This is a genomic window from Nodosilinea sp. P-1105, assembly GCF_012911975.1.
Lineage (GTDB): Bacteria > Cyanobacteriota > Cyanobacteriia > Phormidesmidales > Phormidesmidaceae > Nodosilinea.
The window spans coordinates 14,294-39,644 of sequence record NZ_SMDQ01000009.1 but is presented as its reverse complement, the minus strand read 5'-3'; the positions used below and the strand labels follow the sequence as shown (position 1 = coordinate 39,644).

Genomic DNA, 25,351 nt, shown 5'->3' with positions numbered 1-25,351 from the left:
CTGTGCAAAATCAGCCTCGCCATCCCCTCCTGGGAGGGGTAGGGGTGGGTCAAGCACCCTCGAAGGGACCACCCCGCCCTCCGGGCACCCCTCCGTGGGAGGGGATGGTAGGTCTTAAGTTCTATTAGCTCAAATAGCTCAAACCTTCGCGTGGAAAAGGATTTCACTTCCGCCTTCTTACTTCTGCCTTTCTGAACCCGCCTTACAACGAGTGGGGCATCGCCTGGGGAACCACCACATAGGGCAGCGGTACCGCCTGTAACTGGCCGGTATAAACTAGGGCCCGGTGCACCATGGCCGTGACCTCGGCCCGATTGGCCTGACGGTTAGGTTCAAGTTGGTTTAGGTCCGGATGGTTGACCACCAGCCCCGCTTCGATCGCAGCCACCAATGACCGTTGAGCCCAGTCGGGTACCTGGTCATGGTCATCGTAAGGCTGCAGCACCGCTGCAGCACCGCTGCTAGACCGTAGGCCTAATCCATTCGCCAGGGCCAAAATGACCTGAATACGGGTGATGGTTTGCTCCGGTGCAAAAGTGTCATTGGGGTAGCCGGTTAAAAAGCCCATCTGCACTGATTTTTGAATGCTTGCCTGAGCCCAATAGGTAGTTCCCACATCGGCATAGGCGGGGGCTGTATGGGACTGGGGAAAATCAAACAGCCGGGCTAACTGGGCGGCAAACTCGGCTCGGGTCATGGGGACCGCCGGGCGAAACGAGCCATCAGGGAAGCCCGAGAGCATCTGGCGACCGGTCAAGTCCTGCACCACAGGGGCGGCCCAATGGTCGGAGGGCAGATCGTTAAACCCCTGCATGGCTTGCTGTGAGTCTTGTATGGGGTTTTCTGGCCAGGCTTCGTGGGGAAGTAGGGGTTGAGGAATCACCGGTGGCGGCACCGTCAATGCCGTCTGATCCTGGGGGGGGGGAAGTGCTGTAGCCAGAGAATCTGTCACCTCAGGTCTGGGCTGCTCCCGAGGCCAGGCCAGGGAAAGCCGGTTAAGCCAGGTGTTTAGGACGGGATACCTGGCCCGCCAGATCAGAAACAGGGCGGCGGTGGTAGCTGCCAATAAGACGACAATGATGACCCATTCCTCAAGTCTGACGCGGGAACGAGAAGAGGACGACATAGACTTGGGAGTTGAAACAACCGAGAAGCAAGGCCAGGCAAGTTTTTGACTCTACCTGCTGTTCATGATAAGTCTTTCATAGCGATGAACAGGTATGGTCTCTGTTAAACTTTAGAGTTCTGGGTTACAGTCACGTCCAACAATCAGGTTGAACTGAACGAATTGAGCATGGCAAAACCAACAGGTCTAGCGGCGGTGCTAGGTACAATGGCATTCCTCTCAGGGGTATTGATAGCTAGCACCTATCACCAGCCCCCGGTCAATAACCTCTCGGCAGTAGCGGCAGACTCTGGGCGGCGAACCTCCTATAGGTCTCAGGCTAGCAGAATGCTTAATGGGGTAGTCGCCCCGCTTAATTCTCTAAAGACTATGAAACGGGCGATCGCCGTTTCTCCGACCACCAATGTCCGGGAAGTGGCAACGTTAGCTATTTTGACCGAACCTCTCAAGACCACAGGGCTAGGGCCCATTGAAATTGGCATGAGCCTGGGGCAGATAAGGACCAAAGGCTTGCGGTTAGAGCCAATGGCCAACAGCGGCAGTGGCGAATGTAAGTACTATAAGTTGCAAAATCACAGTGACCCCATTGGTTTGATGGCGATTGATAATCGGGTGTTACGCATTGATGTGTGGCCGGGTAGCGAAACCGAAACCCTGAGTGGGGCCAAAATTGGCTCTACAGAGGAAGAATTGGTCCAGCTTTATGGCGATCAACTAGAGGCCACAGCCAACCCAATTACCCTCGGCAAAACCATTGTGTTTACCCCTAAAGACCCCGGCGAAGATATCTTCCGCCTGGTTTTTGAAACCGATGACCGTGGTAGGGTGGTGCAGTATCGGGCCGGGCAGTTTCCCTCAGTCACGTGGCCAGAAGGTTGTCTGTAGTTTTGAATTCTGCATAAATCATGACTAAGGTGACTTCCAGGAAACCTTCTACCGAGTGGTGGGCAATGCCCACCCTACGAAAGCTACGATCGCTGACAATAAGCGGGATTATCTTTCTCAGAAATCTCCTAAACCATCTCCAAGTCCAGATCTGGAGTTCTGCCTGGTGGAAAACTCCGGATCCCGTGCTGGACTTGGTTTAGCTGGCCGCTGAGCAACTCGATGCCCTGAATGCTCCAGGTTGGCTTACGTTGGTCCTGGCTAAAAATTACCGATCACGGCACTGCCCGTACCTCGGAACATCACCCAAGACAAAAAGAAATTGCTGATAAAAATCGCCAACAGGGCCGTGACCACAGCTGTGGTCGTCGATTGCCCCACCCCTTTGGCCCCACCCGTGGTGGTTAGCCCCCAACTGGTACCGATAATGGCAATCAAAATGCCAAAGCAAAAGGCTTTAATCAGCGAACTAAACAGATCCCAGACGGTTAAGAAGTTTTTGGCCGAGTCTAAAAAGACGGAATAAGGGATGTTGTACTGGCTCGTGGCAATTAACAGACCGCCGGTCATACCGGTAATGAAAGACAGCACGCTTAACAGCGGCAACATCAGGGCGCAGGAAATCACCCGAGGAATCACCAAATAATCGATTGGATCCGTCTTAAGGATTTGCAGGGCATCAATTTGTTCGGTCACGCGCATGGTGCCAATTTCCGCCGCAAAGGCTGACCCCACTCGTCCGGCAATAATCACTGCGGTCAGCACAGGCCCCAGTTCGCGGGCTAGGGTTAGGGCTAGGACACCGCCGACTGCCGCACCAGCCCCAAAATTAATAAACTCTCGGGTCACCTGAATGGTAAACACCATACCGACAAAGCTGGCGGTAATCAGCGCAATCAGCAGTGACTCTGGCCCTACAGCCGCCATTTGCTCGATCGTGTTACGGCGATGAATTGGCCGAGAAATCAGGTGAATCACCACTTGCCCAGCCAAAAAGAGCGCCGCTACCATTCGCTGCCCCCACTGCCTTAACGTTGAGCGATCTACCGCCTGTGCCAAATGTCTACCCCCTTAACCGCCGAGCGGCCTAGTGATTGCTGTAGAGTCATTATCCCCTGACCGCGATGATGCGTATACCGCCAGCCTTTGTTACAGCACTTCAAAACAATACGTAATCAAGCTTGAAGTTTTTTCTACAGGTCTACCCACTCCAAGACTATCTGCGTAAGGTATTAGAAATTCTGCCGGGGAGGTTGCTCTCTGGCCGCAAACGAGCCCCACGTTTAGGTTAATCGTTTAGGTGAATGCTGTGACTACACAATCTAAACGGGTTAGATACTATTTGCGATCGCTGGTGATGACGGCGATCATTACCTTTCTCATGCCTCTCATCCTAGTCGCAATTTGTCTGCTGGTGCTAGCCAGTTTGCAACAGTCCCCCGGGTTAAGCCCATGGGCGCAGGCTCCCTACGACCAACTGCTGACGTTACTTACCACCCTGGGCAGTGGCGACCCTTGGCAAGGAGCGTTGACCATTGCGATCACCGCTAGCCTGGTGGGTCTGTTGTTTGACACCTATACTCTGTATCTTAGCCAGGGGCTGATCACTGTGAAGCGGCGGCATTAGTGCAGCATTAGTGCGGCATTAGTGTGGTCATCTACCGATGAACTCCAGTATCCTGGCAGAGAGGAATCATTGGTTTAGAGTCAGGCTTAGAGTCGGTCTATGAAAGTAACTATGGCGACCCAATTGCCCCAACTTGCTCAATCACGGGGATGGATCAGGGCGATCGCCTCGATCATGGTTGCCCTTGGCCTATGGATTGGCTGGCCCATCGCCCCGGTTCAGGCCCGAGAGGCCGCTACCAATGCCCAGGCGATTCAGCCTTACATCGATCGGGTGGCCGATTCAGTCACCGAGTTCACCCTAGACAACGGCATGAAATTCATTGTGTTAGAGCGGCACCAGGCCCCCGTGGTGTCTTTTATGATTCATGCCAATGTGGGGGCGGTGGATGAGGAGGATGGCAAAACTGGCGTTGCTCACTACCTCGAACACCTGGCTTTCAAAGGCACTGAGCGCATCGGCACCACTGACTACCCGGCGGAGGCCCAGGTGCTAGACCAGATGGACAATGTCTTTGACCAGATCTTGGCGACTGAAGCAGCCGGTGATACTGCCCAGGTGACCCAACTTTGGCAGCAGCTAGAGGCCCTGAAGCAACAGGCCGCTAGCTATGTGGAGCAGAATAAGTATGGTCAAATTGTCCAACAGGCGGGTGGCGTGGGGCTGAATGCCACCACTGGGGCCGATGCTACCCGCTACTTCTATAGCTTGCCTTCAAATAAGTTAGAGCTGTGGATGTCCCTGGAATCGGAACGGTTTCTGGAGCCGGTGTTTCGCGAGTTTTTTGAAGAAAAAGAGGTCATTTTAGAGGAACGCCACATGCGGGTGGATAACTCCCCCATCGGCACTATGGTCGAGCAATTCCTAGAAACCGCCTTTGTCGCCCATCCCTATCGGCGTCCAGTGATTGGCTATCAAGACGACCTGTATGTGGCCACCCGTCAAGATATTCAAGACTTCTACGACATCTACTACGGCCCCAGCAATCTAACGGCGGTGGTGGTGGGGGATGTTAACCCTCCAGAGGTGCAGCAGCTCGCTGCCATCTACTTTGGCCGCTACACCCCTCGGCCCGAGCCACCCCAACCTGTGATCAACGAGCCAGAGCAAACTGCCCCTCGGGAATTCACCCTAGAGCTTGCTTCAGAACCCTGGTACCTGGAGGGATATCACCGACCTGGGCTCACCCACCCAGACCATGTCATCTACGGCATGATTCAAAGCCTGCTGACAGGGGGACGCACCTCCCGTCTCTATAAAACCCTGGTCACAGACGCACGGGTCGCCCTCAGCATTGGTGCCCTAGACGGGTTTCCCGGCGACAAATACGACAACATCTTTCTTCTCTATGGGTTAACAGCCCAAGGACATAGCCCTGGCGATATTGCCCAGTTAATGGCCCGAGAGCTAGAACGGCTCCAGACCGAGCCCATTAGTCAAGCTGAACTAGACCGGGTGAAAACCCAGGCTAGGGCAGGGTTGTTGCGCAGTTTGGCGTCTAACAGTGGCATGGCTTCCCTACTGGCTGAGTATGAGGCCAAAACGGGTAGTTGGCGTAATGTGTTCGACGACCTGAAAGCGATTGAAGCGGTGTCAGCTGCCGATGTGCAGCGCGTAGCTCAAGCCCTGTTTCAACCCAATCACCGGACCGTAGGTAAATTACTCTCGAACCATGGCGACCATGGTGGATGACCCATTCCCGATAACAAGTACCAAGATTGGGCATGCCCGAGGGGTTAATAACGCCCTGACTGCTTGAAATTAGCTAAGACCTCAGGATTAGGACTATTGCGCTATGAGCTGGTTATCTACTGTCCGCCGCCCGTTTACCCAACGCTGGATACTGTTGCCCACCTTGGGGTTGTTAGGGCTGTTAGGGGTGATGTTACTGGGCTGGCAGTCTCCAGCTCGCGCCCTGGCCCCCCGTCATTATGATCAGTTAGAGTTCCCAGCCCTAGGGGATGTCCAAATTCCCGACTACGAGCGCTACCAGTTGGCCAATGGATTGGTGGTTTATCTGATGGAAGACCATGAGCTCCCTTTGGTGAGTGGCTCGGCTACCTTTCGCACTGGCTCTCGGTTTGAACCAGCTGCCCAGGTGGGCCTGGCCACCTTAACCGGGGAAGCCATGCGGTTGGGGGGCACCCTCAACCTGGCCCCCGATGCCTTGAATGATCAGCTGGAACAGCGGGCCGCCTCGATTGAAACTGGCATTGATACAGCGGCAGGTAGCGCCAGCTTTAGCGCTCTGGCCGAAGATACCGAGGCGGTCTTTCAGTTGTTTGCCGAGGTGATTCAGCGCCCTGCTTTTGCCGAAGACAAGATTGCCCTACTGAAGAGTCAGTACGGCGGTAGTATTGCGCGGCGTAACGATAGTCCTGATGCGATCGCCTCGCGAGAGTTCAATAAGCTGGTCTACGGGCAAGACAGTCCCTATGCCCGCACCATGGAATATGCCACCCTGGACGCCATCGACCAGCAGGATATACAGCGGTTTTACCAGGGGTCGATTCGGCCAGAACATACCATTTTGGGCCTGGTGGGCGACTTTGACCGGCAGGCGATGAAAGCGATGATTGATCGCTATTTCGGCCAGTGGGAAGGGACTGGACCAGCCCTAGCCACATCACCACTGCCGACCGTGAACCAGGCTCAGACGGGCGTGTTTTTAGTTGAGCAATCTCAACTGACCCAGAGCTATGTGCAACTGGGCCATTTGGGCGGACAGTTAGATGACCCCACTTACCCAGCCTTAGCAGTGATGAATGAGGTGCTGAATGGATTTGGCGGGCGGTTGTTTAACGAGGTGCGATCGCGCCAGGGGTTAGCCTACTCGGTCTATGGTTTTTGGTCTCCCCGCCATGACTACCCTGGCCTAGTGATTGGCGGTGGGCAGACCCGTGCCCAGGCGACGGTGCCCTTTATTCAGTCGGTCAAAGCTGAACTGAACCGCCTCCGCACAGCACCCATTACGACCACTGAGTTAGCCCAGGCCCAGGACTCGGTACTGAACAGCTTTGTGTTTAACTTTCAAAGCCCTAGCCAGACCCTGTCGCGGCTGATCCGCTATGAGTACTACGATTACCCAGCTGATTTTGTATTTCAGTTTCAAGACGGGGTCAGGCAGGTCACCCCAGAGGCGGTACTGGCAGCGGCCCAAACCCACCTGGAACCGGACCAACTGGTGGTACTAGTGGTGGGAAATCCAACGGAAATGCAACCGCCCCTGGCGGCCCTTGACCCCAACCAATCCGTCACATCCATTGATATCACTATTCCCACCCCAGGGGCTTAGGGCTGGCTGGCAGAAATGTGATCCCCTTCGCTGGGGGCGCCAGGTGCTAGGGGACAGGTAACAGAAGGGGTTGGCCGACTTATGCCGTACGGTACTACACCAAGGCCAGCTCGGGATCTGGAGTTTTCCCACAGGCAGAACTCCAGGTCTGGACTTGAATCCGGTTAGTTGGGCCAGGTTTCCTCGTTCTGCCATGGGGTCCAACCCTCGGGCAGCATTTCGGTAGATTCCGTGGCGGCGGTAAGTGAATCCCCTTGGTCGATTGACTCAGGTGTCTGGCCATCATCCACGGGTGGGAGAGAATCTGCTTGCGATCGCAACCGAGGTGCCATCTGTTCTAAATCGGTGATGACGTCCAGGGCAGACTGATAGCGCTCCGTAAAGTCATACTTCACCAGTCGGTCTACCACGGCGCCAAAGGCCTGGTCCAACTCAGGCACCCCATGGCGCCAAATCAGCTCTCCCTGGTTATCCCGCTTAATGGCATAGGCTGGGATCCCGGTTAGGGCCTCAATCACTGTAATCCCTAGGGCATAGAGATCACTGTTAAATTTAGGCAGACCCGCTGACTGCTCACTGGGCATATAGCCTTGGGTGCCCACCCCCACCGTGGATGTGGACGTGATTTGGACATCACTGTCAGCCAGCTTATTAGAGATTAGTTTTACGGCCCCAAAGTCAATCAACACTAGCTTGCCGTCAGACTTACGGCGGATGACATTGGAAGGCTTGATATCTCGATGAATCACCCCCTGGTGATGGACAAACGCAATCACTGGCAGCAGGCCTTGCAGCAGATCGAGAGCATAGATCTGCCCCATCGGCCGTCGACTGGTCAACTCAGCTTTCAGCAGCCGCCCTGCCACCATTTCTTCCACCAGATAGAAGGAATATTGATCCTCAAAATAGGCGAGTAGGCGAGGAATCTGGTCATGGTGACCTAGCTTTTCTAAGGTTTCAGCTTCCCCCAAGAAAAAGCGCCGCCCCAGCCGATGGGCCTTGGGGTCATCGCTAATAATCCGCAACTGCTTGACTACGCACACCGGCTCCCCAGGACGTTGCGTATCTTGGGCCACATAGGTTTCGCCAAACCCCCCTGACCCTAGCAAGCGGACAATCCGGTAGCGGTTGCCCAACAACAGGCCAATCACCTCCGCTTCCCGTAGCCTGAGCAGATCCTTGAGGTCTTCCTGCTGACTAATAATCTCCTGCACAATCGGGGAGGTTACGTATTGCTCTAGGGTTTGGCGTAGGCGTTGCTTGCGCAACTGTTCGGTGACAATGTCGGTAACAATAAAGCTACCCCCTAGCACCATAAAGCCGACGATTGGGGTTCCGGCAGGCAGCAACATTCCTCCCAGGCTAAAAGCCCCATAGCTCAACCAAAACCAGGCGCCAATGGTAGCCCCAGTCCAGCCCAGGCGGGCAATGGGGCGGTTAAAATGCCAGAGCAGTAGGCCAAATCCAGAGCCAATGCCCAGTATCAGCAAGGCGCGGCCCCAGGGGTTGGGAATCCCCTGGCGCAGGGTAGTGCCATTCTGCAAACTGGCAATGTCATTGGCTAAGATTTCCACCCCAGCCATGGGGATAGGGTGGAGCAACGTTTCTGAAAAAGGCGCCTGGTGAAAATCTTGCATAAAACCAGCCGTAGCCCCAATCAGCACAATCTTGTCGGCAAAAAAGGCTCCTTCCTGCAGCTGATTCACCCAGGGGTCAGAATCAAGCACATACCAAAACGGCAGATGGGTAAAGGTCTGGTGAGGACCGTAGAAATTAATAAACTCTCCCCCTGGCGGCGGATAAGCCATGCCAGCGGCTTCAAGGGTTGCTTCTGCGAACGAGAGTGGGATCGGCAGGTTTCCATCGCCTGGGCTAGCGGTCAGCAGCTCAGACACATCCTGCTGTACCCAGTCTAAATAAACCCAACCATGGCGATGAATTCGACCATCGGGTTCTCGGAGAAAATTAATGTTACCCAGGTAGGCCGCAGTATCCAGCAGCGATGGAATCGGCAGGGTGGGACGAATTAACGTTCCTTGGCGGAGGTTAGCGTCGTCAAATTTGGCAGCTAGCACAACCCGATCGCCGTAGCGATCCAACACGTCAACCAGGGCTTGGTCATCGGCAGGACCATAGCTACTGTCGGTGAAAAACATTACATCCACCGCCACCGCGCTAGCTCCAGCCTCTAGCAGCCGTTCAATGGCGATCGCATGGGCGCGCCGCTGCCAGGGGCTACCAGCAAGCGGGGCCAGGGCCTGATGCCGGTCTGGGTCAGCTCGGTAATGCTCAGCTTGGTCAACGGACTCATCATCCATGGCCAGAATGACAATGTCATCGGGGGCCACTACTGGTCCCCGCATTTCAAAAAATAAGGTTTGCAGCCGCCGGTCCAAGAACTGGGCTGGTAAGGAATCTGTCGCCACATGGACGGCTAAGAAGCTCAGCCACAAACCCGCTAAAGAAACCTTAAACCAGCCCCGGTTCAAGTTTTGCTTCACCCAGCCCGTGACTTGATGGGTGGCCGATAAGCTGGAACTGCCAGATCGAGATGATTTAGGACCAAGGGTCATAGCCTACAAAAATAACAGGGTTGGCCAAGGCGACATGGCTGAACGCTACCCTCTCCCCATTCCAGACGAAACCAGTGGAATGTATGCCGCCATAGGCTAGACCGATGGTGGTGTTGTAGTCATTCAAGCGCACCAAAACACCCTGCACTAGCCCCCAGCTTAACCTAAGGCATCGACCTTCAATCAGCTTGTTTGTTTGTTTGAATTGATGACGTCCCCTCTTGACTCCTGACAACTGGCAACTAACGACTCCCTGAAAGAGTTGTGCCGTCTTCAGCGCAGACATCTCACTCCAGGGAATCAGGAAGCCAGTAATTACAGGGCTTACTGCCCCGATTCAGGCTGCTGCGAACGAATGTAGTTGAGCACCTCTGTGGATGGAAATAGCCGTACCTGCTCCAGTTGAGCATCCAACGCTGGATCTTCATTGGTTGCCATCGTTGCTAGAAGCCATTCTAGGGAGAGCACCTGTACCACGATTTCTTGGGCGGCGGCAGCATCGGTTTCGGCATAACGATCTAACAGGGTTTGCAAGTCATTGCGGGAAAAGAACATAGGCAATGACGTTTCCCCATTTTGGGTAATGGTTAAGTAAGGACCATCTTCCCCCTGGCGGGCAATGAACAATGGCACCCCCTGGAAGTCTTCCTCCATTCCCATGGCGGTATCTAGCTCTTCCACAATGGGGAAGTAGAGTAGCGGGGTAGCCGCTTCAGCACTCAAGTGAGTCTCTTGGTAAAGGGTGCCGAGGTCAATCAGAGCAATGGTGGCACTTTGATCTTCAGCCTGGGCTTGGTCTAGAAAGGTTTCAGCGGTTTCACCATCAATAAACACCACTGGCACCTTAACTTCCTGATTGTTCGCTTCAGCGGAGGCCGTTAGCGGCTGGCCATCAGAGTTCAAAATAATAAAGACAGGAACTTGCTCCAGCTTATCGACAATGTCTTCGTCACTCAGGGCTTCAGCAGGTAAGGGAAACAGCCAGGACCCAGCCAAGATGCCACCGCCAACGATGGCGCTTAACACAGTGGCAGGCAAAAATGATCGGGGAAACAGACGTCGCATAGGGCTACAGCATAATCAACAGCAGGTCAAATTCTACTCATAAGCGACACATAATGAGCATGGCCCTTGTGACAGTAATCTGAGGGTTATACCCGCTTGAGACAACCGGCTGTGCTGATCTATCTGGGGTGTGCTAGATTGCATCATGCATAGGCTTCGGCAAAAATCAGGTCATGGGAACCACAGGATAATGAAAACCACAACAGGATCATAGTAGTAGTGCAAACCTGCCTTTGCTCCACAGCTGTCACGGGGCTTGATAGTTTAACTTGATGCTGGCGATCAACTTAGAGTCTGAGATCTAGGGCTAACGCCAGAGTAGCTGCTGATGATTAATCTATGCTTTACTCCAGCTTTGATGGCACGTTTGCTTTTTGTACTGACTGAGCTAAACAAGCTGTGGCTACCAAACATTAGTTCTGGGATACACCTGAAACCTTTCGCTTATGGACATTGTTGATGTTGCCACTGATCTTCGTTTAATTCTTATCAAGAGTTTTTGATCAAACTCCTAGCCAATTTTCAAGTGACCTGGCTAACATTTCTAGTCCTATTACTCCACGGAAATGTTTTCTTGCCAGAAGCTCTGCCCGTGGGATAGATTGTTTACTTTTACGTCTTTCATACATGAGAAGACGTTCTAGCTTTTGACATTAATGAGAACATATGGAAACCGTGTTAAAAAAGTCAGATTTTGTTTTAGTCCCCTACATGAAGAGTGATGATCGACGGGCCACGTATCAGATTTTAAATACAGTAGTCCCTTATGTAGGGTTGTGGTTTCTGGCTATTAAGGCGGCTTCCATTTCTCTATGGATTTTGCCGCCCATCATTATTTTGATGGTGCTCTTCTTGTTACGTTGTTTTTCGCTAATGCATGATTGTGGCCACTACTCCCTCTTTAGATCTAAGGCCACTAACAGATGGGTCGGCTTTATGCTAGGAGTTATTAACGCCATCCCCCAGTATGGCTGGTCAAGAGATCATGCCTACCATCACAAAACTAATGGAGACTGGGAGCGCTATCGTGGTATTGGAGACTTCCTGTCCACCGACGAGTTTGCTCAGTTGGACAGCTTTAATCAAAGGCTCTATGGGATTTTACGCCAGCCCATCATTATTTTGCCTGGTGGTTTCTTTTATCTGGTCATCAAACCTAGACTGGCTTTAATTTTTGGTATCCATGATTTTATAAACCATGGAATAACCTATTTGAAACATAAAGGCAATATCGACTTGGGGATGATAGTGTCTTCCCACAACTCTAAATACTGGCATTCGAAAGAAGAGTTTTGGGACTTGCTCTTAAATAATATTTTTGTGGTTAGCAGCTGGCTGATCCTCAGCCAACTCATTGGGGTAAAGCTCTTCTTTGGCTTATATGCCGTTACTCTGACGATGGCTGGGGCTGTTTTTATCAGCATCTTCTTTGTGCAGCACAATTTTGAGGGCTCCTATGCTCACAGTACGGCTGACTGGGACTATATTCGTGGCGCAGTTGAGGGGAGCAGCTACCTAGAATTACCTGCGATCCTGCGATGGTTTACCGCAGATATCAGCTACCACAACATCCATCACCTTTCAGAGCGGATTCCCAACTACCACTTGGCCGCTTGTCATCGGGCTAACAGCCACTTGCTCTCAAATGTCAAGGTCCTTCGGATTAGCGATATGCCGAACTGTGCCCGATTTATTTTGTGGGATGCGGATTCCAATAGCCTGGTGCCGCTGCCAACAAAGCGCCGTCTATCCTCGTCACTTCATTCCTAGGGCGTCGGCACAGTATGGGTGAATGCTACTGAAATAAGCCCTAAACAGTCCTCGAAAATCGCTGAAAGCCTTGATCTGCTGTAAGGTGGGCAAGTGCCCACCAGCCTTAATTCAATGCCCTGGTTTCGACTCCGCTCAACCAGCGACGAGGCCTGAGCGGAGTCGAAGGCCGGATCAAGGATCAAGTCAGTTATTGTGTCCATGTACTTATCAGAAGGGTCTTCAAGCGTACCTGTGGTCCTAAACATTAAGATCGACAGGTCACTCGGAGCCCGGTTCCTGGGCCGACTTGCTAAAGAAGTCGAAAAAAAATCGGGATGACAGGATTTGAACCTGCGACATCCTGCTCCCAAAGCAGGCGCGCTACCAAGCTGCGCTACATCCCGTAGACTAAAACTATCCTCAGTATAAACCCAATCCCGACCGATATGATCACCCAGGATTATCCCCTTCAGAACTTACCTGGCCTGAGTACTGAGCACCAAACAGCTCTGGCTAATTTGGGATTTTCGACCACAACGCAGCTGTATCGCTTTGGCCAGTCCCCATCCCATCAGGCAGCGCTGGCCCAGCAGTTACGATTGCCGCTGAGATATGTCAAAAAGTGGGTAATTTTGGCCGACTTAGCCAGGGTCCCGACAGTTGGTTGCGAATTCAACGGATTACTGCTCCATGCAGGCATTACCTCCCCGGAACAACTGGCCCAGACCTCAGCCCAAACCCTGGCAGTACAGGTGAAGCGACTCCATGTCGCTACCCTACGACGCAATGACCTCAGTCCTACGCCTGATCAAGTGAAGCTGTGGATCACTAATGCTCGCGTCCTGGTGCAGAAAACCAGTGGCGTATAGAAAGGCAGAATACAGGTGTGAAGTATTAAGCAAAGCCTAGCTCTGTGGAAGCACGGCCCGATCGCGGTGTTGCTCTAACCACCCTCGCATTTTGCCGGGATTTAGCAACCCATAGGGATCCACTTTAGCCTTAAAGTCCACCTGCACCTGGTCCACCTGCTTCATGCCCCCATCCTCTAGGACATAGGTATGGGGATTAGCAATTAGGGCACCGTGGGCTTCGTGGTACTGAATAATCTGATTCAGTCGGTCCTCAGTGGAGTAGCGGACAATTTGTAGGGCAGCGGGACACACCTGCCCCCCCATGCGCAAATATTCGAGGTGCATCAGCACTTCGTCCCCGAAGTAGTCATAAAAATGCTGCACTCCCTTTAAATCTGCGTCGTAGGGAAATAGGGTTTGCAGGTAGGTGAGGGACGGGTCAGCACTGCGGGCATGGAGGGTGGTGTGGTTCCAGGTAAACTCTGCCAGAGGAGCCCCCCGTTGGGCCTCCTGGGCCGACTTGCAGTAAGTAATCGTGCCCCCACAGGCCGCTACCAGTTCTCTAAATAGCTCTAGGGATGACTCCGCCACCATCAGTAGGGCGGCGGCTTTGCCCGTGGGCAAGTAAGGCTTGAGGGCGACGAAATAGCTGGGAATGGGCCAGGCGTGGATGCTGATCAGCTTTTTGATTAAGCCGTCAGATTCCCCTAATACTTGACCAAAGTGGGCAGCAGCCATGAACTGATCAAAGACGACAATCACCTCGGCCCAGGGGTAGGCAGGCCCCAACGGAATCTCCAACTGGGTAATGATGCCATTGGTGCCGTAGGCATGGTTTACCTTTTGGACATCGTCTCCCCGCAGCTCAATCACCCGGGGGGTACTTTCTAGGGTGACGACCCGAACAGCATTAAGGTTGCCGCGATCGCGCAGTTGGCCATAGGTAATCGAGCCAATGCCGCCGCTACCGCCGCCAATGAAGCCGCCGATGGTGGCCGTGCGATAGGTCGAAGGGTACATGCGCAGTTCCCAGCCCGAGGGCCGAGTCACCTTATCAATGGCGGCCAGCTTAGCACCGGGCTCTACCCAGGCTACTCCCAGCTGCACCCGCTGAATCGCGTTCATCCGGCTCAGGTCTACAATCACTCCCCCCGCTAGGGGCATGCATTGCCCATAGTTGCCAGTACCTGCCCCCCGTACCGTAACCGGCACCCGGGCATCGACGCAGACTTGGGCAACAGCTAGGACTTCCGCCTCAGTGGTAGGACGCACCACTAGGTCCCCGACCTTATCAGCCAGCAGCCCTTGCAGCACCGGACTGAAGTAGTAATAGTCCTTAGAGAGCTTATCCAACTGGTTCGGGTCACGGATGGTTTCAATCGCACCAAACGCCTGGGCTAGAACCTCCCAGTTGATGTCAGTAGGTGGGTGAACTGCGGTCATACACGCCTCTAGGCAAGTAACATGGCCCCGGCTGGGACGTGTAAACCATTGTAAACCCAGCTTAATCCCAGCGTTGGCTTATCGGCTGTTCAGTAAGCTCTCGGTCAGGGGGGCAGCGGCGATCGCGCTATCCCCCACTTGCCGTCGAATGTTTGCGCCTAAGCGGCGTAGCTTACCCTCTAAATCGTCATAGCCCCGATCCAAATGTTGTAGTCCTTGAATCGTGGTCGTGCCTTGGGCCGCCAGGGCCGCCAACACCAGTGCCGCCGAAGCCCGTAGGTCAGTGGCTAATACCGGAGCGGCCGAGAGTTGAGGCACCCCTTTAATCACGGCACAGTTACCATTCAAACGAATATCAGCCCCCATCCGGTTCAGTTCAGCCACATGGCGCAGACGATTTTCAAACACCGTTTCGGTAATCAGACTGTTGCCATCGCACAGCGCCATCAGGGCCATAAACTGAGCCTGCATATCCGTCGGAAAACCCGGAAATGGCCCCGTCTGGATATCCACGGGGTGAATCACCGAACCGGGCACGTAACGCACCCGACTGGGACCATCGACAACCACTTGCCCCCCCATGTCATGCAGCTTGGCAATCACGGCCGTGAGGTGCTCGGGCAGCACCGGAGACAAACTAATTTCAGACCGGGTAATCGCCCCGGCCACCAGAAAGGTGCCCGCTTCGATGCGATCGGGAATGATGCCGTAGTCGGTGGTATGCAGGCGCGGCACCCCGGCGATCGTGATGGTGTTGGTGCCAGCCCCTCGAATCCTGGCTCCCATGGCCCGGCAAAAGTTCGCCAGATCAACCACTTCTGGTTCTTGGGCTGCGTTTTCAATCACGGTTTCGCCGTCGGCCAAAGTAGCCGCCATCATTAGGGTTTCAGTAGCCCCAACACTGGGATAGTCTAGATAAATTCGGGCTCCTTTTAGGCGTTTACCACTGCCCGGAACATAGGCATGAACCGTGCCATGCTCGATATGAACATCAGCCCCCATGGCTTGCAGGCCCCGCACGTGCAGTTCCACCGGGCGGGCCCCAATGGCACAGCCCCCTGGCAGCGGCACCCGAGCCACCCCCATCCGGGCTAACAGGGGACCAATCACAAAGAAGCTGGCTCGCAGGCGACTAACCACGTCATAGGGTGCCTTGGTGTGGGCAATGCTACTGGCATTAACATCTAGAGCGTCCCCATCTCGCTTCAGCTTCACCCCCAGGGCAAGCAAGACCTCCCCCATGCGCTCAATATCCATTAAGTGGGGAATATTGCGGAGGCGACAGGGCTGTGAGCACAGGAGTGTCCCGGCCATCACCACCAAGGCCGAGTTTTTGGCCCCGCTGACCGAGACATGGCCCGATAGTTTTGTGCCACCGGTAATCTCTAGGACGGCATCGTCAGTGTCAGAGATTGTCAAGGGGTTAGGCGAACTGATAGACGTAGCGATAGCGGTATCCTCCACAGCTGAACATCCCCACCTAAAAGGCCAAATTTTCGTCTAGATTCTACCCGAAATCCTTAATTTCGCCATAGGTATCTAGATTTCCCTGGCTAGAGCAGAGCCACCATAGAATAGCCGATTTGTTTCAATAACGAAATCTTTTTCAAAAGCCTTGACTGTGATCAGACACTAAGGCATGATTACAAATCGCGGTGTGAATATAGCATCGCTATGCGGAACTGGCGGAATTGGTAGACGCGCTAGGTTCAGGTCCTAGTGTTAGCAATAACATCCGGGTTCAAGTCCCGGGTTCCGCATCCTGGTTAAGCTCCGAAATCCCCTCCTTTGGAGGGGTAGGGGTGGGTCAAGCAAGCCCGAAGAACCCACCCCGCCCTCCGGGCACCCCTCCGTGGGAGGGGACCATAAGTCCTACTACCTTCCTGAAGGGACTAGTACCGCTACGCGGAATTCAAAATGCAAAGTTCAAGGTGAAAAATTGTTGCTGCGCAAGGATTTTAAGCGTCCTGAACAGTAGGTGGATTTCTGCCTTGGTGTACTAGGCTTTTGCACAGCGCTTGCCCTAATTTTTAGCCTTGACAGACCACTAGAACGCCGGTTCAGATCCCAGGGTTCTGTCCCTGGATGCCCCAAAAAACCTGGCCAATCAGCCCAAGAACCCTGGGATCTTGACATCCTGTACCGATGCTTTAGCGCCATCGCTACCTCTCCTGATTTAGGCACAGTGCTTATGTTGACCAGTTTGCAAAACCCTTTGGTGAAGGCGATCCGGCGCTTGCATCAAGGAAAATTTCGCCGTGCCCAGGGGCAGTTATTGCTGGAGGGTACTCATCTGGTACAGGAAGCCCTGGCCGTCGGCTATCCCCTTCAGACAGCGTGTTACACCGAAGCCTGGGCCCAGCGCTATCCCGCTTTGATGGCGACTTTAGTGGGGCAGGTGCAACGGGCAGAACTGGTTTCTGAGGGAGTATTGCAGGCGATAGCCACCACTCAGCATCCAGATGGGGTGGTGGTCGTCGCTCCCCGACGCCCCAATACCGTTGATGTCCCCATTGCCGGGGTGGGGCTAGCGATCGCCACCCTCCAAGACCCCGGCAATCTGGGCACCATCATTCGTACCGCAGTAGCGGCTGAGGCTGGGGGGCTGTGGCTCAGTGCCGATAGTGTAGCCCCCGATCATCCCAAGGTCTTGCGGGCGTCAGCAGGGCAGTGGTTTCGCCTACCGCTGGTAGTCACGGAGGACTTGCCCCCCCTAGTGACAGGCTGGCGTCAGCAGGGGGTACAGCTGGTGGCGACAAATCCCAGGGCCTCCCTGAACTATTGGGCCATTGACTTTAACCAACCAACCATCATCTTGCTGGGGAACGAAGGGGCTGGGCTACCAGCCCCCTTGCAGCAAGCGGCCACGGTAGAGGTGTCTATCCCCATGCACCCGGCGGTAGAGTCGTTGAATGCCGCCATTTCAGCAGCTCTGCTGCTCTATGAAGCCAAGCGCCAGCGCCAGCAAAGGAAATTAGAGAAATGAATTTAAGAGTTGTCTAATCCCCCCAATGTGGTCAAGAATGGGGGATGACCTTGACCAGGTCGAGGCTGTCCGTGGCTCTGCCCCACGGGTCAGAACAGCCTCTGGCCGGTGTTAATGCTGATGTGGTGATGTCTCAGGAGCCTGCTGTGAGTGACGCATTTGACTACGACCTGCTGATTATTGGGGCTGGGGTAGGGGGCCACGGTGCCGCTATTCACGCGGTCAAGGCGGGTCTCAAAACGGCCATTGTTGAAGCTGATATGATGGGAGGCACCTGCGTTAATCGGGGCTGCATTCCCTCTAAGGCACTTTTGGCCGCCTCTGGCCGGGTGCGGGAATTGCGCAACCAGCATCACCTCAAATCTTTAGGGATTCAGGTGGGGCAAGTCACCTATGAGCGCAGCGCGATCGCCGATCATGCCAACACCCTGGTCAGCAAAATTCAGGGGGACATGACCAACAGTTTGACCCGGTTGGGGGTCGACATTATCACCGGCTGGGCCAGAGTGGCCGGGGAACAAAAAGCGGTGATCGACACCCCCGATGGAGAAAAAGTGGTTACGGCCCAGGACATTATTCTGTCCCCAGGGTCAGTGCCCTTTGTGCCCCCAGGGATTGAGGTGGACGGCAAAACCGTCTTCACCAGCGACGAAGCTCTAAAGCTGGACTGGCTGCCCGACTGGATTGCGATCATCGGCAGTGGCTACATTGGCCTAGAATTTTCTGATATTTACACGGCCCTAGGCTGTGAGGTGACGATTATTGAAGCCCTGGATCAGCTGATGCCCACCTTTGATCCTGACATCGCCAAGATTGCCCAGCGGGTGCTGATTGCCCCCCGGGACATCGAAACCCGGGCTGGGGTGATTGCTAAAACCGTGACCCCTGGATCGCCCGTGGTGATTGAACTGGCCGACCGGGAAACAAAGGAAATTGTGGAAACCCTGGAGGTGGATGCCTGTCTAGTGGCCACGGGACGGATTCCAGCCACCAAAGACCTGGGCCTAGAACGAGTCGGGGTTGAGCTAGACCGGCGGGGCTTCATCCCCACTAATGATCATTTGCAGGTGCTACGACAGGGGGAACCAGTCCCCCACCTGTGGGCGATTGGCGACGCCACTGGCAAAATGATGCTGGCCCATGCCGCCTCGGCCCAGGGGGTGGTGACGGTAGAAAATATTTGTGGGCGCGATCGCACCGTTAACTATCTCAGTGTCCCTGCCGCCGCCTTTACCCACCCAGAGGTTAGCTTTGTGGGGCTGACCGAGCCCGCCGCCAAAGCCAAAGCCGAGGCGGAAGGGTTCGCCATTGATACTGTGCGCACTTACTTCAAAGGCAACTCCAAAGCCCTGGCAGAAGGGGAATCTGACGGCATAGCCAAGGTGATCTACCGCCAAGATACCGGGGAGATTCTGGGAGCCCATATCATTGGCTTACATGCGGCTGATTTAATTCAGGAGGCGGCCAATGCGATCGCCCAAGGGCAAACGGTCACCGACCTGTCCTTCTGTGTCCACACCCACCCCACCCTGTCAGAAGTCTTGGATGAAGCCTTCAAGCGGGCCGTGGTGGTGCCTGCCTAAGAGGCTCGCCCCGTGGTCATCATTTCAACGGCTAGTCTAGGTCAAGTTATGTGCTCAATATGAAAATTCGTCGCCGTCCTCCTAATCCCGCTGTTGCTGTGGACTATCTCCGTTATCAAATCAAATCTGAAGATGGAGAACCGCGCAATATTCTCGAAAAAATCGTTTGGCAAAAAGAAGCAGAAGTAGATCGACTGCGAGAGCAATTGCCCCTGGCCGAGTTGCAGCGGGACGTGCTCAGCGCTCCCCCAGCCCGAGACTTTGAGGCCGCGTTAAGGCAGGGACCTACTACCCCTGCCCTGATTGCTGAGGTCAAAAAGGCCTCCCCCAGCAAAGGCGTCATTCGAGCCGACTTTGACCCCGTCGCGATCGCCCAAGCCTACGCCCGCCACGGTGCCACTTGCCTGTCTGTACTGACCGATAGGCCCTTTTTCCAGGGAGACTTTGACTATCTGGCTCAGATTCGGGCAGCGGTGGAACTGCCCCTGCTGTGCAAGGAGTTCATCATTTACCCTTACCAAATGTACCTGGCCCGGCTAAAGGGGGCCGATGCGGTGCTCTTGATTGCCGCGATTTTGTCAGATAAGGATTTGGGTTACTTCGTCCAAATTGCTAAGGCCCTGGGCATGAACGCCCTGGTTGAAGTGCATACCCTGGACGAGCTGGATCGGGTGCTGGCCATTCCTTCCGTATCTCTGATTGGAATCAACAACCGTAACCTGGAAACCTTTACCACCCAGCTTTCAACCACCCAGTCGCTGATTGCCGCTCGTCAGGCCCTGCTGCAAGAAAGGGATATCCTGATTGTTAGTGAGTCTGGTATTCATACCTCTGATGACTTACAAACTGTGACCAACGCTGGAGCGAAGGCGGTGCTGGTGGGCGAATCTCTCATGAAACAACCTGATCCAGGAGCTGCGATCGATCGGCTTTTCCGTAGACCTTAATCCCCTGAGGGTATTCCAGGATAGAGAATATCCATGGTGTGAACGCTAAACTCAGCCAAACAGGGACGTTTAGCCCACAGCCTGGGTACTGTAGTCATGGGAACACGCTCAGGCTAGCCCATGTGTCCGCTTACTTAATCGAATTCTTATGGCTAACTCGGGTAAACCGGTTCCACTCCCCTCTCATATTCATTACGAGTTACTCCTACAGTTGCTAGAACAGCAAACGATGGCAGCGGTCTATCAAGCCCCTGCCATGCGGACCCAGGTCCAAGAGTTAATCAGCACCCTGCGCAAAGCCCTGTCCCAGCAGCGTCAAATTGAGGAGTTTTGTAAACAGACTCAACAACCTGTGGAGTACCAGTGGTCTACAAATCAACTGTCTGAGCGGTTTTCATCGGAAGATAATCCGACCTAAAGACGTCTTGTGTTGTTATGGCTTGGTGACTCCATGAAAGCACTGGCAGAACAGCCAATTTTATCGACAGAGCGGCTAATCCTGAGGCCATTTACCCAGGCTGATGTACCTACCGTTACTGATTTGGCTGGCGTCAGGCAAATTTCCGAGATGACTTTATCTATTCCTTATCCCTACACTGAAGCTGATGCCACAGCTTGGATTAGCCAGCATCCTCAACTGTGGGCGGAAGGTAAAGCTATTGACTATGCCATCACTCGCTATGATGTCAGTCTCTGTGGATCCGTGGGATTGGGCTTAAACCCTGATCATAATTTGGCGGAACTGGGTTACTGGATTGGCCAACCCTACTGGGGATTAGGCTACGCCACTGAAGCCGCCCGTGCAATTGTGGCGTTTGGATTTACAACATTGGAACTAAATCGCATCAATGCCACCCACTTTAGCGACAACCCTGCCTCTGGCAGGGTGATGGAAAAGCTGGGTATGCGCTGCGAAGGTTACCGTCATCGTCATACCTTGAAGTGGGGTAAGTATCGAGATATCAAGCTCTATGGCTTACTCCAAAGTGATTGGTATCAGTTCGCTCAAAAAGGTTAGACATCATTTGATGGGTTAAATGGACTAGAACCCAAGAGCCATTAGTCTTCAGGCAAAAAGCAGAAACAAAAAGCGGGGCTATTGATATTTTTCAATAGCCCCGCTTAGTTATTTAAAGAGCTTCATGGCTAAGCTCTGTTCATCACACGCTAACTAGCTGTGGCCGCCGCTGACCAGGGTGGTCAAAATAGGCAGATTAGCCGCTAGCAGGTAAGCAAAGGTAGCGCCACCGATGCCGCCAATCAAAAAGCCACCGGCAAACTCACTCCAGCCTTCATCGGTTTCCAGGCTAGCTGGCGGAGTGAAGGGGGTTGTGGTCTTGGTGACCGCAGTGTTAACCCCAGCCCCAGAGTAAATCGAGAGGCAGGCCGTCAAAATTACAATCAAGGCGGCAGCACTGAGCAACCCAGCTAAGCCAGGAATCTCAGAGTCCCGCAGAGGGCCAAGAACGGCAAAGGGGCCATACAGCAGATAGCCATGGGCCATACCAATTTCCAGACCCCGCCGCTGGGGAGATAACCCAGTTCGGTAGGCAGGCAAGTTGCCAATAAAAGCCTTAGAAAAGGCCGAGGAATTAATTGGCGTTTCTAAGTTACCAATTTGGGGATCCCCAGCTGGCGTAATAAGCTCGGTCATAGGGTAGTTCTCCAGTCAAACACAGATCACAGCAATATAATCAACTGTTTTACGGTAAGGCTGCTATCTGACAAAACAGTTAAAGGCCTTAAAACAGTTATAAGGCCTTAAGAAACGTTTGGGAAGTCGCTGTACAGCCCAGAACGCTATTGCAGCGCCTAGGGGTGCAGCAACAAATCCGGGAAAAATCGATTAAACTCAATCAAAATCCCGGCGGTAATCACCATCCACACGGCGGCCAGCACGGGGGCCGTGGACAGATACTTAAGCAGGTTGTCCATTAAAGTCTCTCCAAAGTTGATCAAGACAAGGGCATGGGCGAAAACGCTAGGGATCTAGCGAGGGGAAACGGTGATCTCGTCATCCTTCGCAAACATGGCACCCGTGGTGATGTCTTTAAAGGCGGTCAGAGGCCAAGCGAACCCAGACAGAGAGCACTTCACAGCCAAGGGAACATCAATAATGATTTCCTTCTCTTCAGGCTTTTTCTCCTGTCTGACCGCAATCAAGTAGGCGCGACCTACCCAGCCAATCCAGCCGGCAATATAGAGAAAGAGGAGACTAGGAATGAGAAACTCTCCAGCATGGGCTAGATCGCCATCAACCACCAGGTGGGGTAGGCCATCGGTACCACAGAGCAAACTAGAGTTACCGTAAAACTCGAACCGAGCTTTGGCTTGGTCCGTGGTGGCCTGGGCGGCCCGCTTGAGGAAAGCTTCGTTTTGACCGCAGGGGGTGAGGCCCGCTACGTTGTCCCCAGCCAAACTGGCAGAGGCTGGGGAGGCAAACCCAAACCAGAGGCAAATTACCAGAGCTACAGCAAAAAACCGTCGCATAAACTGTTCCTTTTAATTACCTAAGAAACCTAGGGCGATTCGAACGAAAGTTAAGTTTTTTGTACAAAAATTCACCCAACTTGGACGCCATAATACCCCGCCATCGGGACGCCGTAAAGCTAAGATCGGTGGGGTGTTTACATCTCTACAAGATTCAATTCAGGTTATTTAGCGGTTAGCCCATGGCAACAATTTTGGCTCTAGAAACCAGTTGCGATGAAACGGCGGTGGCGGTGGTGCGCGATCGCGCTATTCTCAGCAGTGTGGTGTCCTCTCAAATTGATATCCACCAGCGTTATGGCGGCATTGTGCCCGAGGTGGCCTCCCGACAGCATGTGGTTACCCTGGGCGCAGAGCTTGAGGCCGCCTTAACCCAAGCTGGACTGAGCTGGGATGCCATTGATGGGGTGGCGGCCACCTGTGCTCCAGGGCTGGTGGGGGCTCTGCTGGTGGGGCTAACCGCCGGTAAAACTCTGGCCATGGTGCATCAAAAACCCTTTTTAGGAATCCACCACCTAGAGGGACACATTTATGCCAACTACCTGGCCAGTCCAGAGTTGCAGCCCCCATATTTGTGCCTGCTGGTGTCAGGGGGGCATACCAGTTTGATCTATGTCAAAGCCTGTGGCCAGTACCAGACCCTGGGCCAAACCCGCGACGATGCCGCCGGAGAAGCCTTTGACAAGGTGGCCCGATTGCTAGGGTTGAGCTATCCCGGTGGCCCGGTGATCGACAAATTGGCCCACACCGGCAATGCCAAGGCATTTCCTCTACCCGAGGGCAATATTTCTCTGCCAGAAGGGGGCTTTCACCCCTACGATTCCAGCTTTAGCGGTCTGAAAACCGCCATGCTGCGCTTGGTGGAAAAGTTGCGCGCTGATGGGGTAGATCCTCTACCGATCGCCGATTTGGCGGCCAGCTTTCAGGCGACCGTGGCCCGTAGTTTAACCAAGCGAGCGATCGCCTGCGCCCGTGACTATGATCTCACCACCATTGCTGTCGGGGGCGGGGTAGCGGCTAATCGTGGACTGCGGCAGCAGTTGACTGAGGCGGCCAAACACCACCACCTGCAAGTCCTGTTTCCGCCCCTTAGCCTCTGCACTGACAACGCCGCCATGATCGGCTGTGCTGCCGCCGACCACCTTAACCACGGCCACTACTCTGGGCTAGAGATCGGGGCTCAGTCACGCCTGGACATCACCCGAGTGATGGAACTCTATGGATAGCGCTACACTAGCCATGTGCTCTAAACATTCATACAGCTCATCCCCTAAAGTCTAGAACGTTGCTATGGCTAACTTATCGTCTTCTCGTTTCTCGCTGTCCAACGTTAAGCCTAACTTACGCTGGACTGGAACCCTGGCCCTAGGGGCAGTTTTGCTGGTGGGATGTGGTACCGAACAGCCCCAGGCGGGCACGGCTGACAGCTATGAAGCCCAACTGGCCCAGCACTTAGAAGAGACTGGCAGTGTGATGTATGGGGCTTACTGGTGCCCCCACTGCGCTGACCAGAAAGCCGCCTTTGGTGAAGCCAGCGACCAGGTGCCCTATGTGGAATGTGCAGCCGACGGCGAAAATGCCCAGCCCCAGCTGTGCGCCGATAAAGGAATTCAGGCCTTTCCCACCTGGGAGATTGATGGCGAATTCATCCCTGGCGCCAAACGCCTGGAAGATCTGGCTGAGTTATCTGGGTTTGCCCCTCCCCCCGACAGCGGTGACTCTTAAACGCACAAGCTAGGCGCACAAACTATCAGTCTCCCCCCCCTGCCCCTGGCCCAACCGCTAATCCTCCAATCATGCTCTAAGGCCTCGAGCCTTCTGTCTTCTGCCTTTCCCCCCCTTCCCCTACCTTGCAAGACCCCATTCCCCACACTCACTTACACGATATTTCGGCCCCTGCTGAAAGCCGGGACATTCATCCCCACGTCCATGATCCTGAATCCCTACGTCGGATCATTAACCGTCTGGCTCGGATTGAGGGCCACATTCGTGGCATCAAAACGATGGTGCAGGAAAGTCGCCCCTGTCCCGATGTGCTGGTCCAAATTGCGGCCGTGCGAGGGGCCTTAGACCGGGTGGCTCGGATTATTCTCGATGAGCACCTGACAGAATGTATTGGCCGTGCGGCGGAAGACGGCAATATCGAGGCTGAAATTGCGGAATTAAAAGCCGCCCTTGACCGATTTCTGCCCTAGGACTTGTTCTAAGCCACTATGAAGCGATCGTGCTGGCGTAAGACCTGACTTTCAAACTGGCGGACCCAATGACTGAATTGATCGGCTTCTGCCAAACTGGCAAAGGTAATCCGGCTCTTCATCAGTACAGCGATATAGTTGTCTCTACCCCGGACCACAATGGCGCTCTGTTGCTGCAAGTCAATGGTAATGTGCTGAAACCCTTCTAACTTCAGGGAAGACAGCAGCAGTGATTTGAGGCCTAGGGCCTGGAACACCAATTGCACCCAGTTGGTTTGTTTATTGTCTGCGGTAATGAAATATTCTTTGGGAAGGCCATTGAGGTCAAAGGTCGCTACCCCTACAATTGTCTGAATAATAGCGTCGTGGGACGGTAGAGATGATACCGGTTGGGCCAGGGGAAATGCATTAACCGTAGTCATACTTGCAGCCTTGAGCGTGGCATTGAATCTAGAACTAAACCAAATTCAAGCCCAGACCTGGAGTTCTGCCTGTGGGAAAACTCCAGATCCCAAGCTGGACTTGGTATGGAT

The 25,351-nt window shown here is 54.0% G+C and carries 24 protein-coding genes and 2 tRNA genes; 15 read left to right on the top strand and 11 right to left on the bottom strand.

Translation table 11 applies throughout. The features are described 5' to 3' along the window. Positions 1-202: 202 nt before the first annotated feature. Positions 203-1,126, bottom strand: a complete 924-nt coding sequence (locus E1H13_RS05990; RefSeq protein WP_169612496.1) for an S-layer homology domain-containing protein — start codon at positions 1,124-1,126, stop codon at positions 203-205. A 369-nt stretch (positions 1,127-1,495) separates the two neighbouring features. Between E1H13_RS05990 and E1H13_RS05985 the strand changes: the two genes are divergently transcribed. Next, positions 1,496-2,011, top strand: coding sequence for a hypothetical protein (locus E1H13_RS05985; protein ID WP_169612495.1), 516 nt, complete (start codon positions 1,496-1,498; stop codon positions 2,009-2,011). A 261-nt stretch (positions 2,012-2,272) separates the two neighbouring features. Here the strand turns inward: E1H13_RS05985 and E1H13_RS05980 are convergent, their stop codons facing one another. Beyond that, positions 2,273-3,070, bottom strand: a complete 798-nt coding sequence (locus E1H13_RS05980; RefSeq protein WP_169612494.1) for an MlaE family lipid ABC transporter permease subunit — start codon at positions 3,068-3,070, stop codon at positions 2,273-2,275. 250 nt (positions 3,071-3,320) lie between these two features. On the opposite strand from E1H13_RS05980, the gene E1H13_RS05975 reads away from it, so the two are divergent. The 3 genes from E1H13_RS05975 (at position 3,321) to E1H13_RS05965 (ending at position 6,933) form a co-directional block, all read left to right on the top strand. Next, entirely contained in the window at positions 3,321-3,638 is a 318-nt protein-coding gene (locus E1H13_RS05975; protein ID WP_169612493.1) for a hypothetical protein, read from the top strand. Positions 3,639-3,737: 99 nt separating this feature from the next. After that, the gene (locus tag E1H13_RS05970; protein WP_240966489.1) at positions 3,738-5,330 is read left to right on the top strand and encodes a pitrilysin family protein; all 1,593 of its coding nucleotides are present in this window, start codon (positions 3,738-3,740) and stop codon (positions 5,328-5,330) included. Positions 5,331-5,433: 103 nt separating this feature from the next. After that, positions 5,434-6,933, top strand: coding sequence for a pitrilysin family protein (locus tag E1H13_RS05965; protein WP_169612492.1), 1,500 nt, complete (start codon positions 5,434-5,436; stop codon positions 6,931-6,933). Between the two features lie 164 nt (positions 6,934-7,097). On the opposite strand, the gene E1H13_RS05960 is transcribed toward E1H13_RS05965, so the two are convergent. Both E1H13_RS05960 and E1H13_RS05955 read right to left on the bottom strand, forming a co-directional pair. After that, positions 7,098-9,506, bottom strand: a complete 2,409-nt coding sequence (locus tag E1H13_RS05960; RefSeq protein ID WP_169612491.1) for a serine/threonine-protein kinase — start codon at positions 9,504-9,506, stop codon at positions 7,098-7,100. 324 nt (positions 9,507-9,830) lie between these two features. Continuing rightward, positions 9,831-10,571 carry a Tic22 family protein gene (locus E1H13_RS05955; RefSeq protein ID WP_169612490.1) on the bottom strand — a complete coding sequence of 247 codons (741 nt, stop codon included), beginning with the start codon at positions 10,569-10,571 and terminating at the stop codon, positions 9,831-9,833. Between the two features lie 666 nt (positions 10,572-11,237). Here E1H13_RS05955 and E1H13_RS05950 point away from each other — a divergent pair. Then, complete coding sequence (locus tag E1H13_RS05950) at positions 11,238-12,341, top strand: fatty acid desaturase (RefSeq protein WP_169612489.1); 1,104 nt, start codon at positions 11,238-11,240, stop codon at positions 12,339-12,341. A gap of 312 nt (positions 12,342-12,653) precedes the next feature. Here the strand turns inward: E1H13_RS05950 and E1H13_RS05945 are convergent. Beyond that, positions 12,654-12,727, bottom strand: a tRNA-Pro gene (locus E1H13_RS05945). 42 nt (positions 12,728-12,769) lie between these two features. Between E1H13_RS05945 and E1H13_RS05940 the strand changes: the two genes are divergently transcribed. Then, positions 12,770-13,192 (top strand): DUF4332 domain-containing protein, encoded by a 423-nt coding sequence (locus tag E1H13_RS05940; RefSeq protein WP_169612488.1) that lies wholly within the window; start codon positions 12,770-12,772, stop codon positions 13,190-13,192. Positions 13,193-13,228: 36 nt separating this feature from the next. On the opposite strand, the gene E1H13_RS05935 is transcribed toward E1H13_RS05940, so the two are convergent. After that, positions 13,229-14,617, bottom strand: a complete 1,389-nt coding sequence (locus E1H13_RS05935; protein ID WP_169612487.1) for an FAD-binding oxidoreductase — start codon at positions 14,615-14,617, stop codon at positions 13,229-13,231. Between the two features lie 78 nt (positions 14,618-14,695). After that, a complete protein-coding gene (murA, locus tag E1H13_RS05930) occupies positions 14,696-16,030 on the bottom strand; it encodes a UDP-N-acetylglucosamine 1-carboxyvinyltransferase (RefSeq protein WP_347404127.1) in 1,335 nt (444 codons plus the stop codon). A 263-nt stretch (positions 16,031-16,293) separates the two neighbouring features. Here murA and E1H13_RS05925 point away from each other — a divergent pair. The 6 genes from E1H13_RS05925 to E1H13_RS05900 all read left to right on the top strand — a co-directional run bounded on the left by E1H13_RS05925 (position 16,294) and on the right by E1H13_RS05900 (position 21,151). Next, positions 16,294-16,377 (top strand) — tRNA-Leu (locus tag E1H13_RS05925). A 431-nt stretch (positions 16,378-16,808) separates the two neighbouring features. Beyond that, positions 16,809-17,603 carry an RNA methyltransferase gene (locus tag E1H13_RS05920; RefSeq protein WP_169612485.1) on the top strand — a complete coding sequence of 265 codons (795 nt, stop codon included), beginning with the start codon at positions 16,809-16,811 and terminating at the stop codon, positions 17,601-17,603. 128 nt (positions 17,604-17,731) lie between these two features. Beyond that, the gene (gene lpdA / locus E1H13_RS05915; RefSeq protein WP_206070126.1) at positions 17,732-19,186 is read left to right on the top strand and encodes a dihydrolipoyl dehydrogenase; all 1,455 of its coding nucleotides are present in this window, start codon (positions 17,732-17,734) and stop codon (positions 19,184-19,186) included. Between the two features lie 59 nt (positions 19,187-19,245). After that, entirely contained in the window at positions 19,246-20,133 is an 888-nt protein-coding gene (trpC, locus tag E1H13_RS05910; RefSeq protein ID WP_169612484.1) for an indole-3-glycerol phosphate synthase TrpC, read from the top strand. 148 nt (positions 20,134-20,281) lie between these two features. Next, positions 20,282-20,551, top strand: a complete 270-nt coding sequence (locus E1H13_RS05905) for a DUF5340 domain-containing protein (protein ID WP_169612483.1) — start codon at positions 20,282-20,284, stop codon at positions 20,549-20,551. A 33-nt stretch (positions 20,552-20,584) separates the two neighbouring features. Then, a complete protein-coding gene (locus tag E1H13_RS05900; RefSeq protein ID WP_169612482.1) occupies positions 20,585-21,151 on the top strand; it encodes a GNAT family N-acetyltransferase in 567 nt (188 codons plus the stop codon). A 153-nt stretch (positions 21,152-21,304) separates the two neighbouring features. Here the strand turns inward: E1H13_RS05900 and E1H13_RS05895 are convergent, their stop codons facing one another. The 3 genes from E1H13_RS05895 to E1H13_RS05885 form a co-directional block, all read right to left on the bottom strand. Beyond that, positions 21,305-21,787 carry a photosystem I reaction center subunit XI gene (locus tag E1H13_RS05895; protein ID WP_169612481.1) on the bottom strand — a complete coding sequence of 161 codons (483 nt, stop codon included), beginning with the start codon at positions 21,785-21,787 and terminating at the stop codon, positions 21,305-21,307. 158 nt (positions 21,788-21,945) lie between these two features. Beyond that, positions 21,946-22,068 (bottom strand): photosystem I reaction center subunit IX, encoded by a 123-nt coding sequence (psaJ, locus tag E1H13_RS05890; RefSeq protein WP_169612480.1) that lies wholly within the window; start codon positions 22,066-22,068, stop codon positions 21,946-21,948. 54 nt (positions 22,069-22,122) lie between these two features. Continuing rightward, positions 22,123-22,623 carry a Photosystem I reaction center subunit III gene (locus E1H13_RS05885; RefSeq protein ID WP_169612479.1) on the bottom strand — a complete coding sequence of 167 codons (501 nt, stop codon included), beginning with the start codon at positions 22,621-22,623 and terminating at the stop codon, positions 22,123-22,125. A gap of 182 nt (positions 22,624-22,805) precedes the next feature. On the opposite strand from E1H13_RS05885, the gene tsaD reads away from it, so the two are divergent. The 3 genes from tsaD to E1H13_RS05870 all read left to right on the top strand — a co-directional run bounded on the left by tsaD (position 22,806) and on the right by E1H13_RS05870 (position 24,818). Beyond that, positions 22,806-23,849, top strand: coding sequence for a tRNA (adenosine(37)-N6)-threonylcarbamoyltransferase complex transferase subunit TsaD (tsaD, locus tag E1H13_RS05880; protein ID WP_169612478.1), 1,044 nt, complete (start codon positions 22,806-22,808; stop codon positions 23,847-23,849). A 64-nt stretch (positions 23,850-23,913) separates the two neighbouring features. After that, positions 23,914-24,348 carry a hypothetical protein gene (locus E1H13_RS05875; RefSeq protein ID WP_169612477.1) on the top strand — a complete coding sequence of 145 codons (435 nt, stop codon included), beginning with the start codon at positions 23,914-23,916 and terminating at the stop codon, positions 24,346-24,348. Positions 24,349-24,509: 161 nt separating this feature from the next. Next, positions 24,510-24,818: a metal-sensitive transcriptional regulator gene (locus tag E1H13_RS05870; protein ID WP_169612571.1), complete on the top strand. Its 309-nt coding sequence runs from the start codon at positions 24,510-24,512 to the stop codon at positions 24,816-24,818. 8 nt (positions 24,819-24,826) lie between these two features. Here E1H13_RS05870 and E1H13_RS05865 read toward each other — a convergent pair whose 3' ends face one another. After that, on the bottom strand, positions 24,827-25,240 hold the full coding sequence (locus E1H13_RS05865; protein ID WP_240966487.1) for a hypothetical protein: 414 nt from the start codon (positions 25,238-25,240) through the stop codon (positions 24,827-24,829). Positions 25,241-25,351: the final 111 nt, after the last annotated feature.